We start from the raw sequence: 12,802 nt of genomic DNA, 5'->3' as shown, positions 1-12,802 counted from the left end.
AGTTATCACCTATCCCTTGACGGCGCCGGAGGTCAGGCCGGAGACGATGCGGCGTTGGAAGAAGAGGACGAACAGGATGATCGGTACGGTGATCACCACGGCGGCGGCGCAGATCGCTCCGGTGGGGTCCTCGAACTGCGACTCGCCGGTGAAGAACGACAACGCCACCGGCACCGTGCGCGAGCGTTCGGTGGAGGTCAGCGAGATGGCGAACAGGAAGTCGTTCCAGCAGAAGATGAAGACCAGGATCGCCGTGGTGAAGACCCCCGGTGCGGCAAGCGGGGCGATGACCCGCCGGAACGCCTGGCCCTGGGTGGCGCCGTCCATCTTCGCGGCCTTCTCCAGATCCCACGGGACCTGCTTGAAGAACGCGGACAGCGTATAGATCGCCAGCGGCAGCGCGAAGGTGATGTACGGCAGGATCAGACCCGGCCAGGTGTCGAAGAGCCCCAGCTGCCGTTCGATCTCGAACAGCGGCGAGACCAGCGACACCTGCGGGAACATCGCGATCAGCAGGGCGACGCCGACGAGCAGACGCTTGCCGGGGAAGTCCAGCCGGGCGATCGCGTACGCGGCCATGGTGCCGAGCACCACGGCGATCGTGGTGGCGATCAGCGCGATGCCGATGGAGTTGACCAGCGCTCGGACGAACTGGTCGGTGGCGAAGATGTTGCGGTAGTTCTCCAGCGTCCACTCGCGCGGGATGAAGTTGCCGTCGGTCAGCGTGGCCGGCGTCTTAAACGACAACGACATGATCCACAGCACCGGGATCAGGGCGAAGACGACCACGATCGTGTTCATCACGCCCCACTGGAGCTTGACCTTGGTGGTGTCCGCCATCTCAGCGCCTCTCCCCGTCGTCACTGCCGGGGGCAGCGGTACCGAACAGCTTCACGAAGATGAATGCGATGATCGCCACGGCGATGAAGATCAGCACCGACATGGTCGACCCGATGCCGAGGTTCAGGCCCCGGATCAGGTTGTTGTAGGCGATCATCGACACCGACGAGGTCTGGTTAGCCCCGTTGGTCAGCACGTAGATGTTGTCGAAGACCCGGAACGCGTCGAGGGTGCGGAACAGCAGGGCGACCAGGATCGCCGGCTTCATCACCGGCAGCATCACCTTGGTGAACCGCTGCCACGCGGTGGCCCCGTCCGTGGAGGCCGCCTTGAGCAGGTCCTCCGGCACCAGCGCCAGACCCGCCATCAGCAGCAGCGCCATGAACGGCGTGGTCTTCCAGATCTCCGCCAGCATGATGATCGCCAGCGAGCTGGCCCGTTCGGTCAGCGGTGCGCCGTCGGAGAAGAGGTTGGCCAGATAACCGGTGCCGGGGGTCCACGCGTACCGCCAGGAGAAGGCGGCGACGACCGTGACGATGCCGTACGGGATCAGCGCCGCCGTGCGCACGATGCCCCGGCCGACCAGCGTCCGGTGCATGACCAGCGCGAGCCCCATGCCGAGCACCAGTTCCACGGCGACGGTGACCACCGTGATCAGCATCGTCACGCCGAATGCTGTCCACCAGAAGTCGTTGGTCAGCACGGTGACGTAGTTGTCCAGGCCGACGAACTCCCGCTCGTCGGGGAAGCGCAGGTCGAAGCGCTGCAACGACAGCCACACCGAGTAGAGGATCGGATAGCCGGTCACCGCGACCATGACCAGCGCGGCCGGCGCGCACAGCAGCCAGCCCAGTCTCCGTTCGGCCCGCTTGTTCTCGCTCAGCGGGGCCTTGCGGCGACGGTTGGACCGCTGCGCGGGCACCGTCGCGTGCCGAGGACCGTCGGTCGTCTCGTCGACCGTGTCCGTGTCGCTCGTCGTGCTTCGCTCGGTCACGGCAGCACTCCCCTCGACTCCAGCGCGTCCGCGACGGCGTCGCGCAGCTCGTCCGCGGTCGCGGGCGGGTCGATCGCCGACGGCGGCGACAGGATCGCCGACATCACCGTCGAGATGCTCTGGTACGCCGGGGTCAGCGGCCGGACCGCCGGGTCCCGCAGCTGTTCGAGGATGGTCTCCTTCATCGGGTACGCCTCGTCCATCTCCGGGTCGTCGTACACGCTCTCGATGGTCGGCGGCACACCGTCGTTGATCGCCGAGAACTTCTGGTTCTCCGCGTTGCGCAGGCACTTGGCGGCCTCGAAGGACTCCGCCGGGTGCTTCGAGTGCGAGCTGACCGCGAGGTTGATCCCGCCGATGGTGACCCGACCGGGCGTACCCTCGTCGATGCCGGGCACCCGCGCCCAGGCGACCTGCTCGGCCAACTGCGGGTTGGCCTCCTGCATCGCCGGATAGACGAACGGCCAGTTGATCTGGAAGGCGCCGTTACCGGCCTGGAACTCCAGCCGGACCGGGTCCTCCATGGCGTTGCTGAACGACGGCGAGGTCACGCCGGACGTGGCGAAGTCGCGGAGCTGCTCCAGCGCCCGCACCGCACCCTCGTCCATCGCGGCCTCGGTGCCCTCGGCGTTGAGGATGTTGCCGCCGGCACTGGCCACCAGGGTGTTGTAGAGCACCACCAGGCCCTCGTACTGGGCGCCCATGGTCAGCACCTGGTGCGGCTGGCCCTGCTCCTTGAGCCGCTGCGCCATCTGGATCATCTCGCTCCAGGTGGTCGGCGGCTCGGGCACCAGGTCCTTGCGATACCAGAGGAGCTGGACGTTGGTGTTCTTCGGCGCGCCGTAGAGCTTGTCCTCGTACCGGGCGGTCGCAAGCGGCCCCTCCAGGGTGCCGTCCTCGACCTCGGCCCGATCCTGCCCGGTCCATTCCAGGACCCACTTCGCGCCGGCGAACTCCTGCGTCCAGGTCACGTCGAGGCCGAGCACGTCCATGCCGTCGTCGTCGGCCGCGAGCCGGCGCACCATCTGCACCCGCTGCTCGTCGGCCTCACGGGGCAGCACCCGGTAGTCGATCCGGTAGCGCCCACCGGCCTGCGTGTTGCACTGGTCGACGACCTGCTGGAAGTTCTCCTCCGGCGGGTAGTAGAGGTTGATCGTGGGCACCCCGCCGTCGCCGCCAGAGGCACAGGCGGCCATCGGTGCCAGCAACGTCAGCGCAGCGGCCGCCGCCGCGACACGTGCCCGAGGTCGGCGTCTGCTCATACCGGTACTCCGCCGCGCTCCGGGGCGCCGTCCGGCACCACGGCGCCGGGCCTGCTGTACGGCTGATCCATGACCCCTCCCTCGGTCTCGACCAACAACCCGGGAAAGAGGTCTCGTGCCCCGGCGCACGACGACGCGGCCAGGGCTTCTGACCTGCCGGTTCGCCGCCCTGGCGCCTCGTGGCTGCAACACTGCCCGAGCTGGGAAGTCGCGAAACCCACCGCGTGACAAGACTTAAACGTCACTTTGCGTGGTCCAGGTCACACCGGAGGCCGACCCGGACGGTGGGCGTTAGTCTCGGGCGGTGGACGCCACCTTCTTCTTCGATCCCGCCTGCCCGTGGACCTGGCGCACGTCGCGCTGGCTGGTCGCCGCCGCCGAAGCCCGTGACCTGCGCATCGAGTGGCGGGCGTTCAGCCTGAGCATCCTCAGCGGGGGTCAGGCCCCACCGGAGTACGCCGAGGCGATGGCGGCGTCGAGCAGGGCGCTGCGGCTGGTGGAGGCGCTGCGCGCGGAGGGCCGCCACGAGGACGCCGGCCGGTTCTACACCGAGTTGGGCACCCGTACCCACGACGCCGGTAACCCGCCCGGCGACAAGCTGGTCGCGGAGGCCGTGACGGCGGCCGGTCTCGACGACATGGCCGCGGCGCTGGACGACGACCGCTGGGACGCCGAGGTACACACCTCGCACGCGCTGGCGTTCGGCTCGGCCGGGCCGGACATCGGCTCGCCGGTGCTGATGGTCCCCGGCGCCGACCGGGGTCTGCACGGCCCGATCCTCACCGAGGTACCCGACCTCGACGACACCCTGCTGCTCTGGGACAGCCTGCTCCCCCTGTTCCGCATGTCGGCCTTCCACGAGGTCAAGCGCGGCCGCCGCTGACCTCTCCCCCGCCGCACACCCTCCTCGCCGCCCCGCGCCGCTCGGTCACCCCGGGCGGCGCGGCCACTGTGCGGAACCTGCCCACCCCGCGCTGGTCGCTCCCGCCACGTCGATCATGGCCTTGTGGCACCCGAGATGTCCGGACACTCCGCATCGACGGCGACCTCAACTCCATGATCGGCGGGCCAGGGCAGGCAGCGGCGGACACGGTGGGTCGGGGTGCGGTGGGTCGGGGTGCGGTGGCGCGGGGTTGGGGGCAGGATCGGCGGCATGCTCGCGCGTTTCAAGGACCTCTGTCTCGACGCCGCCGACACCCGTGCCCTGGGCGGGTTCTGGGCCGGCATCCTCGGCGGAAGCCTGGTCGACACCGGGGACGGGGACGGCAGGGTCGACCCGCCGGCCGGGCGGTCCTCGGCCGAGGCGATCTGGATCAACCGGGTGCCGGAGCCACGAAGCGTCAAGACCCGCGTACACCTTGATCTGTGGCTGGCCGAGCCGCAGCCGACGGCGCTGCTGGCGGCCGGGGCGCGGATCGTCCGCGAGCCCGACTCGGAGATCGACTGGTGGGTGCTGGCCGACCCGGAGGGCAACCTGTTCTGTGCCGTCCCGCCCGGCGCGGATGCTGCTCCCGGGCCCTTCGAGCTGGTGGTCGACTCCGCCGACGCGGCCGCGCAGGCCGCCTGGTGGTCCGGCGTCGTCGGCGGCGAGGTCCGCCCCAGCGACGAGGGGTACGCCAAGATCGTCGGCGCGAGCGGTTTCCCGTGGGACTTCTGGATCTTCGACACCGTGCCGGAAGGCAAGACGGTCAAGAACCGCATGCACTGGGACGTCGATCTCGTCGACCCCGAGCCGACCGCGCTGATCGCCGCCGGAGCGAGCCTGCTGCGGGAGCCGGACGACACGGTCAGCTGGTGGGTGCTGGCCGACCCGGAGGGCAACGAATTCTGTGCGTTCGCGCCGCATCCCACCACTTGAGTGATACCGGGCGGCCGTCGGGTCGACTAGCGTGACACCTGCCGTGCCGTCAGCGCGTACGCCGTCGCCGCCGTTACGCCACCGGCCCACCCCGATCCGCCGATCGGTGGGTTCTCGCGGGAACACCCCGTCACCGGTCCACCGGTTGGGCAGGATCGTCCCCAACGAGGAGGTGCCGTCGTGGTGCAGGACACCCGCGCTCTCGCCCTGACGTTCGAGGTGAGCGGCCTGCCACCGGTCAAGACCGAGGCGCTGTCCATCTTCGCCGCCGGCCACCGGCAGGCGACGAGGGTCCGCGCCCTGCTCCAGGCCGCCTGCGAGGCGGCACAGAAGACCGGCTGGACCCCGCTGTCCGGCCCGATCGAGGTGGACCTGACGCTGCGTTGCCCGCCCGGGCACCGCACCTCCGACGCCAGCACCCTGCTGGGCGGGGTGTGTGCGGTGCTGCAGGACAAGAAGCGGGTGACCAGCATCGGCCTCGCCCACCTCGGTGTCCTGGTCGACGTCGCCCTCTACGACGACGACAAGCAGATCCGCCGGTTGTCGTACGTGGAGGAGCCGGGCGAGGACTTCTCGTACCAGATCCGCGTCGCGGCGGTACCGAACGTGGTTTGACGGACGGTGGTGGTCGGGTACCGCTGCCGCCGACGAAGGGAGCACCGATGTCGGAGCCACATGTCACGCTGGAACCTCGTGACCCGGTCCAGGAGAAACTGCGCGGGCCCTTGGAGCAGCAGCTGACATCGGCGCTCCAGGTGGCCGCCGACCGGATCCGGGACTCCTACACCGGCGAGCCGGTGGAGCAGGTGTGTCAGCAGTTGCTCGACGAGACCCGCGCCGGTCTGCACCCGGACATCGCCGCTGCCTTCCAACCCGACATGGACGAGTTCTGCCGGGTCGCCGTCGCCATCGTGCGCGGCGAGACCACCTGAGCCGGGCTCGACGACGACACGGGTCAGGACCGGACCCGCACGCTCCGGCCCTGACCCGTCCGGCGTGGGCAGCGCACCAGCCGCATGCCGGCGCGCGTGTCAGCAAGCCCCAGCACGGCAGCCGGCCCGCCAGCACTCAGCTCCACGGTGCCCCACGACCGGACCCGGTACCGCGACCCACCCCGGCGAGTCGCGGTACCTGGGGCCGAGGCTAGGCGGGTCGGGGCCGAGCCCGCCCGGGCCGGTATGGACTATTGCCAGCAGCGGGAAAAGCGGCAGGAGCCTGTAACACCCGGCCGACGCCGAGCGCTGACTCGATCGGACCTGCCGACCAGCCCACCCGGCCACCGGCCGGCCGCTTCAGAAGTGCGTGAGCAGGTCGGGAAAAGCCCGCAGATGCAGTACGCCCTCGTCGCTCGGGTCCAGCTCGTCGTGTTCCAGCACCCAGGTGTTGGCGTTCGGGATGAACACCGCCCGCCAGCCGGCCGCCCGCGCCGGCAGGATGTCCGAGCGCGGCGAGTTGCCGATCATCCACGCCCGGGTCGGGTCGACGCCGTGCTCCCGGCTCAGCCGGTGATAGGTCGCCACGTTCTTCTCCGGCACGATGTGCGCCGCCGCGAAGTGGTGCAGCAACCCACACGCGTCCAGCTTGCGCTGCTGCTCCTCGCGCTCCCCCTTGGTCAACAGCAGCAACTCGTGCCGCCCGGCCAACTCGTCCAGCGCGTCGGCCACCCCCGGCATCAGCTCGACCTGGTGGTTCACCAGCGCCACCGCCAACTCGTCGATCTCGCGGCGCTCCGCCTCGGTGGCCGGTCGTTCCCGCAGCCGCTCCAGGCACTCCCGCAGGCTGCGTAGGAAGACCTTGCTGCCGTACCCGTGCGCGACGGCGTTGGCCCGCTCGATGTCGTCGAGCACCGCCCGCAACTGCGTCCGGTCGAGCGTCGGATGGTCCACCCAGGTGAGGAAGTCGTCGATCACCCGCTCGAAGACGACGTTGTTCTCCCAGAGCGTGTCGTCCGCGTCGAAGACGAGCACCCGGCCCGGCTCGATCAACCCGTCATGCGTCACGCCGCGACCCTAGGCAACCCGACCCCCCTCGGCCACCCGATTACCTTGCCCTCGAGGGCGGCAGCAGGCACGCCTCGGCTGGTGCGAACGTCACCCGGGCCCGGATCCGGCGGAACCCGGTTCGCTCCAGGTCCGCCACTACGGCCACCCGGTGCGCATCCACGTCGGCGATCACCTCGTGGGCTCCCCCGGTGTGCAGCGTGCCGACGGCGTGGGCCAGCAGGTCGGCTCGCGCCGACTCCTCCCGCACGCCGAGATAGGCGATCATGGGGAAACAGGCCCGACCCACCGGTGCCGCCAGACCGGCCGACGCGTGCCGGCAGCGGTCCGCCCGTCCACGAGCACCGAAGCCGTTCCCCCTGCTCGACCAGGCCGGGGAGCCGGGCCGCCGCCATCGGAGCCGCGACCACGGCGCGTACCTCCGGCTGCCGACGCCAGTAGGCGGGCGGAAACGCCCAGACGCGCTCTCGGCCCTTGTCGGGAAGGGACCGGCAGGGCGAGGTCCGCCAGCGTCAGCGGTCGCGGAGGCCGAAGAGGTGGTTGCCGACGAGTTGTTCGCGTTGGTCCTGGGCCTCCGGACGCAACCGACCACCCCGGGTGAGCATCACCATGCCGTGCAACAGGCTCCAGCCGAGTTCGGCGAGCGTGTCGTCGTCCTGCGCGACGGCGGACGCGGTCAGCGCCGCCCGCAGCTCACCGAAGGCCGCCGCGACGGTCTCCGGCACCTCCTCGGCCCCGAGGGTGAGGTCCGGAGTGTGCGCGAACATCGCGTCGTAGATCTCCGGATGCGCGTAGGCGAAATCGAGATAGGCCGCCATCACCGCCGGCCACACCTCGGCCGGGCAGTCGACCGCCGTACGGGCAGCGGTCAGCGCGGCGGACAGGTCGGCGAAGCCCCGCACCGCGACGGCGGCGACCACCGCATCCCGGTCGGCGAAGCGTTCGTAGAGGGCCCCGAGGTCGACGTCGGCGCGCTCGGCCAACCGGCGGGCGGTCACCCCCGCCCAGCCCTCGGCCTCGGCCAACCGCCAGGCGGTGGCGACGATCGCGTCGCCGCCCGGCTCACCGTCTCCGTGCTCTGCTCCGGACACCCCGCCGAGGGTAGTCGCGGTGCCGCCCGGTGGACCCCTCGCGACGGAATGGCGACTCTGACCCGGCCGGTCAGCGCCGCAGCGTGAGGATGAGGTCGGCGACCAGCGCCGACCAGCCGGTCTGGTGCCAGGCACCGAGCCCGGCGCCGTTGTCGCCGTGGAAGTACTCCGGGAAGGCGATCAGGTCCCGCCAGTCCGGATGGGTCTGGAACAACTGCGCCGCGCCGTAGATCGGCCGCCGCCCCCAGTCGTCGCGGGTGAACAACGCGATCAGCCGGGCGGACAGATCATCGGCGATCTCGTCCAGGGTCTTCTTCACCCCGGAGCGCGTCGGGTACTCCACCTGGAGGTCCTCACCGAAGAACGCCGCGTAGTCGCGCAGCGCGCTGATCAGCAGGAAGTTCGTCGGCATCCAGATCGGGCCACGCCAGTTGGAGTTACCACCGAACAGCCCACTGGTCGACTCGGCCGGCTCGTAACCGACGCAGAACTCCTGCCCGCCCAGGGTCACCGCGAACGGCTTGTCCAGATGCGCGCGCGACAACGTCCGCAGGCCGTACTCGGAGAGGAACTCGTCGGTGTCCAGCATCCGGGCGAGCACCCGGACCACCTGCTCCGGACCACACATGGACAGCAGCCGCTGCTGGCGCCCGTCCGGGCCGATGCGTCGGGCGCCGACCACCGAGGCGTACTCGGGGCGGTTGGTCAGGAACCAGCGCAACCGGGCACCCAGCTCCGGCAGCCGGTGCAGGGTCCGCGCGGGCAGCCGGGTGACCGCAGCCAGCGGCAGCAATCCCACCACCGAACGCACCTTCAACGGCACCTTCGTCCCGTCGGCCAGCCGCAGCACGTCGTAGAAGAACGCGTCCTCGTCGTCCCAGAGCCCCTGGTCGTACGCGGCCGCGGCGATGTAGGTGAAGTGCTCGAAGAACTTCGTCGCGGTGTCCACCCAGGTGCGGTCGTGCTCGGCCAGCACGATGGCGATGTCCAGCAGGTTGAGCGCGTACATCGCCATCCAGCCGGTGCCGTCGGACTGCTCCAGCACCCCGGCCACCGGCAACGCCGCCGACCGGTCGAACGGGCCGACGTTGTCCAACCCGAGGAAACCGCCCTCGAAGACGTTGTTGCCGCCGGTGTCCTTGCGGTTGACCCACCAGGTGAAGTTCATCAGCAGCTTGTGCATCATCCGGGCCAGGAAGTCGTGGTCCCGGCTGCCGTCGATCTCGAACACCTTCAACGCCGCCCAGGCGTGCACCGGCGGGTTGACGTCGCCGAACGCCCACTCGTACGCCGGGATCTGCCCGTTGGGGTGCAGATACCACTCGCGCAGCAGGAGCAGCAGCTGGTCCTTGGCGAAGCCGGGATCCACCCGCGCGATGCTCACGCAGTGGAAGGCCAGGTCCCACGCGGCGTACCAGGGGTACTCCCACGGGTCCGGCATGGAGATCACGTCGAAGCTGGTCATGTGCCACCAGGCACTGTTACGGCCGTGTCGACGCCCGGCCGGCGGCGACGATCCCGGATCGCCGTCGAGCCACCGTTTGACGTCGAAGTGGTAGAACTGCTTGCCCCACATCAGCCCGGCGATGGCCTGCCGGGCGATCAACGCCTCGTCGGCGCTGGCCTTGGCCGGGATCACCCCGTCGAAGAACCGGTTCGCCTCCGCCCGCCGCGCCCACACCACGGCCTCGAAGCCGTCGCCCAGGTCCGCCGGAGGCGGGTCGACGGCACCGGGCGGCGGAGCCGTACGCGTCAGCCGCAGCCGGATCTGGCGCTGCCCACCCGCCGGCACGTCCAGCACGTAGTGCAGCGCGCCCTTGGTGCCGGTCAGCTCCGGGTTCACCGTCTCGGCACCGTCGACCACGTGGTCGTTGATGCCGTCCTTCGGGTACGGCGTCCGGCTCGCCAGCCCCCACAGCCGCTCGGCGTTGGTGTCGTTGTCGCAGAGCAGCGGGGTCGGGTCGCCGTCGCCTTCGAGCCGGACCTGGCCGAGCACCCAGTGCTCACCGACCAGCCGGGCACCCTCTCCGACGATCTGCGGCACCCGGTCACCGCCGGGCAGCCCCCAGGCCCAGGTGTTACGGAACCACAGGTGCGGCAGCACGTGCAGCCGCTCGGCCCGGTCCCCCCGGTTGACCACGGTCACCACCATGCACAGGTCCGTCGGGGTGGCCTTGGCGAAGTCGACGGTCACCGCCCAGTACCGGTCGTCGTCGAAGATGCCGGTGTCGACCAGCTCGTACTCGGTGTCGTCCCGTCCGCGCAGCCCGTTGACCGCGACCAGCTCGTCGTACGGGAAGGCGGCCTGCGGGTAGTGGTAGCGCCAGCGCATCCACGAATGGGTGGGCGTGGAGTCCTCGTACCACCAGTAGTCCTTGACGTCCTCGCCGTGGTTGCCGCCGTCCCCGCCGAGACCGAACATCCGTTCCTTGAGGATCGGATCCCGCTCGTTCCACAGCGCGAGGGCGAAACAGAAGGTCTGTCGGTCGTCGCACACGCCCGCCATGCCGTCCTCGGACCACCGGTAGGCTCGGGACCGCGCGTGGTCATGGGGGAAGTAGTCCCAGGCTGTGCCGTGCTCGCTGTAGTCCTCCCGTACCGTCCCCCACGCCCGTTCGGACAGATAGGGACCCCATGCACGCCAGTCCTGCTCGCCGGCATCGGCCTGGGCGAGCCGGACCCGTTCCGCGTCGGGGGCCGGGGCGGAGGACGAACCGTCAGTGATCACCTTTACATCTTCGACGCCGCTGGGGTACTTCACCACAGCGGCAATTGTCGTCGTGTCGTGTTACACCTCGCCGCCGGTGGAGGAAAGTTGATCGAGATTCGCTTCGGCTCGCAGGTCTGCGGAGAGCTGACCAGCGCCGCCGGCCGCGAGTGGTTGGTGCCCGACGGCCTCGGCGGGTACGCCATGGGCACCGTCGGCGGGCTGCGTACGCGCCGGTACCACGGGCTGCTGGTGACGCCCGGCGACACCCCGGCCGCCCGCAAGGTGGGGCTGGTCAGCCTCGACCCGGCGGTGCTGCTGCCCTCCGGCGCCCGGGTCCGCCTCGGCGCGCACGAGTGGGTCTCCGGCGACGTCGACCCGCGCGGCTTCGAGCTGCTGGAGCGCTTCGACCTGACCGACGGGCTGCCCCGGTGGCGGTGGCGCATCGGTGACGTGGTGATCGAGCGGGAGCTGGCCATGCTGCACGGCCGCTCCTGCGTCGCGGTGGTGCACCGGTTGATCAGCAGCGGCCCGGTCGAGCTGGAGCTGGCGGCGGCCTGCACCTGGCGCGACGCCCACGGCGAGCGGCGCGCCGACGGTCCGCCGCTGCGGATGGACCCGGTCGACGGTGGAGCGGTCATCGAGGGCGCGTACCGGCTGTCCGGGCCCGGCTGGTCACCGCAGGGCCACTGGTGGCGGGGCGTCTACCACCGTGAGGAGGCCACGCGCGGCCTGCACCCGGAGGAGGACCTCTGGTACGCGGGCCAGTTCCGCGACACCCTGCGCCACCCCGGCGACACCGTGTCGGTGCTGGCCTGGGCGCAGGACGCGACTCCGGCACCGCCACCGGCCACCGAGGTGGTCGCGGCGGCCCGCCGCCGCAACCGGGAGGTCGTCGCGTCGACCAAGCCCGCCGACGACGTCGAGGCCACCCTGGCGCTGGCCGCCGACGCGTTCATCGTGCGCACCACCGACACGCCCGTGGACGTGGTCGCCGGCTACCCGTGGTTCGGCGCCTGGTCGCGGGACACGATGATCTCCTACGAGGGCCTGTTCCTGCGGACCGGCTGGGCCGATCGCGGGCGTGAGCTGCTGCGCGCGTACGCGGCGACGCTCTCCGAGGGGATGCTGGCCAACACCGCCGACACCGGCCGGGTCGAGTACAACACCGTCGACGGCACGCTGTGGTTCCTGCACGCGGTCAGCCGACACGTCACCGTCACCGGCGACACCGACCTCGGCGACGAACTGCTGCCGGCGCTGCGTGGCATCGTCGACGCCCACCTGGCCGGCACCCGCTACGGCATCGCCGTCGACCCCACCGACGGGCTGCTCACCTCCGGCGCCCCCGGTGCCGCGCTGACCTGGATGGACGCCCGCGTGTACGGGGTACCGGTCACCCCGCGCCACGGCAAGCCGGTCGAGGTCAACGCGCTGTGGATCAACGGGGTAGCCGGCGTCGCCGAGCTGGCCGACCTGGCCGGGCAGGACTCCGACGGGCTGCACCGACTGCACGAACGGGCCGCCAAGGCGTTCCGGGACCGCTTCCCCGCACCGTCCGGCTGGCTGCACGACGTGGCCGACGCCCCCGCCCCGGCGTACCCGCTCGGTGGCGCGGCCTTCCACGACGACGACCTGCTCCGACCCAACCAGCTCCTGGCCTGGTCGTTGCCGTTCGCGCCGCTGGAGGCGGACCCGCGCGCGGTGGGCCTGGTCGGTGCCGGGCTGCTCACCCCGCTCGGCCCGCGCAGCCTCTCCCCCGACTGCCCCGGCTTCATCGGCCGGCACCGGGGCGGACCGGCCGAGCGGGACAGCGCCTACCACCAGGGCACCGTCTGGCCGTGGCTGATCGGCCCGTACGCCGACGCCAGCCGACGCGCCGGTCTGCCCGTCGACACGCTGTTCAGCGGGTTGGAGGCGCACCTGACCGAGTACGGCCTCGGGTCGGTCAGCGAGACCGCCGACGGCCGGGCCCCGCACATCGCCACCGGCTGCCCGTTCCAGGCATGGTCGGTCGCGGAACTGCTGCGCGCCCGCCGGTGACCCGGGT

The 12,802-nt window shown here is 70.9% G+C and carries 12 protein-coding genes; 5 read left to right on the top strand and 7 right to left on the bottom strand.

Annotation, left to right across the window (positions count from 1 at the left end; translation table 11 throughout):
• Window positions 1–9 precede the first annotated feature (9 nt).
• From ACWDVW_RS15410 to ACWDVW_RS15400, 3 genes are read right to left on the bottom strand one after another with little or no spacing between them, the layout of a single operon-like run.
• Window positions 10–840: a carbohydrate ABC transporter permease gene (locus tag ACWDVW_RS15410; RefSeq protein WP_396749651.1), complete on the bottom strand. Its 831-nt coding sequence runs from the start codon at window positions 838–840 to the stop codon at window positions 10–12.
• A gap of 1 nt (window position 841) precedes the next feature.
• Entirely contained in the window at window positions 842–1,834 is a 993-nt protein-coding gene (locus ACWDVW_RS15405; protein ID WP_449948763.1) for a carbohydrate ABC transporter permease, read from the bottom strand.
• Complete coding sequence (locus tag ACWDVW_RS15400) at window positions 1,831–3,096, bottom strand: ABC transporter substrate-binding protein (RefSeq protein WP_449948761.1); 1,266 nt, start codon at window positions 3,094–3,096, stop codon at window positions 1,831–1,833. The genes ACWDVW_RS15405 and ACWDVW_RS15400 overlap by 4 nt, the downstream gene beginning before the upstream one ends.
• Window positions 3,097–3,400: 304 nt before the next feature.
• Between ACWDVW_RS15400 and ACWDVW_RS15395 the strand changes: the two genes are divergently transcribed.
• From ACWDVW_RS15395 to ACWDVW_RS15380, 4 genes are all read left to right on the top strand, one after another.
• Window positions 3,401–3,979, top strand: coding sequence for a DsbA family protein (locus ACWDVW_RS15395; protein ID WP_449948758.1), 579 nt, complete (start codon window positions 3,401–3,403; stop codon window positions 3,977–3,979).
• A 270-nt stretch (window positions 3,980–4,249) separates the two neighbouring features.
• Window positions 4,250–4,954, top strand: a complete 705-nt coding sequence (locus ACWDVW_RS15390) for a VOC family protein (protein ID WP_449948756.1) — start codon at window positions 4,250–4,252, stop codon at window positions 4,952–4,954.
• Between the two features lie 183 nt (window positions 4,955–5,137).
• Window positions 5,138–5,569: a hypothetical protein gene (locus ACWDVW_RS15385; RefSeq protein ID WP_449948997.1), complete on the top strand. Its 432-nt coding sequence runs from the start codon at window positions 5,138–5,140 to the stop codon at window positions 5,567–5,569.
• A gap of 47 nt (window positions 5,570–5,616) precedes the next feature.
• A complete protein-coding gene (locus tag ACWDVW_RS15380) occupies window positions 5,617–5,886 on the top strand; it encodes a hypothetical protein (protein WP_350699500.1) in 270 nt (89 codons plus the stop codon).
• Window positions 5,887–6,246: 360 nt separating this feature from the next.
• Here ACWDVW_RS15380 and ACWDVW_RS15375 read toward each other — a convergent pair whose 3' ends face one another.
• The 4 genes from ACWDVW_RS15375 to ACWDVW_RS15360 all read right to left on the bottom strand — a co-directional run bounded on the left by ACWDVW_RS15375 (window position 6,247) and on the right by ACWDVW_RS15360 (window position 10,773).
• The gene (locus ACWDVW_RS15375; RefSeq protein WP_449948995.1) at window positions 6,247–6,921 is read right to left on the bottom strand and encodes an HAD family hydrolase; all 675 of its coding nucleotides are present in this window, start codon (window positions 6,919–6,921) and stop codon (window positions 6,247–6,249) included.
• Window positions 6,922–6,994: 73 nt separating this feature from the next.
• Window positions 6,995–7,222, bottom strand: a complete 228-nt coding sequence (locus ACWDVW_RS15370) for a hypothetical protein (protein WP_449948754.1) — start codon at window positions 7,220–7,222, stop codon at window positions 6,995–6,997.
• Window positions 7,223–7,466: 244 nt separating this feature from the next.
• Window positions 7,467–8,045, bottom strand: coding sequence for a TetR/AcrR family transcriptional regulator (locus ACWDVW_RS15365; protein ID WP_449948751.1), 579 nt, complete (start codon window positions 8,043–8,045; stop codon window positions 7,467–7,469).
• A 70-nt stretch (window positions 8,046–8,115) separates the two neighbouring features.
• Window positions 8,116–10,773, bottom strand: a complete 2,658-nt coding sequence (locus tag ACWDVW_RS15360) for an MGH1-like glycoside hydrolase domain-containing protein (protein ID WP_449948749.1) — start codon at window positions 10,771–10,773, stop codon at window positions 8,116–8,118.
• Between the two features lie 87 nt (window positions 10,774–10,860).
• Between ACWDVW_RS15360 and ACWDVW_RS15355 the strand changes: the two genes are divergently transcribed.
• On the top strand, window positions 10,861–12,795 hold the full coding sequence (locus ACWDVW_RS15355) for an amylo-alpha-1,6-glucosidase (RefSeq protein ID WP_449948746.1): 1,935 nt from the start codon (window positions 10,861–10,863) through the stop codon (window positions 12,793–12,795).
• Window positions 12,796–12,802 lie beyond the last annotated feature (7 nt).

It is taken from the genome of Micromonospora sp. NPDC003241 (assembly GCF_053589795.1).
Note: the sequence above shows the minus strand (reverse complement) of the source record. Positions and strands in the feature narration are given on the sequence as shown.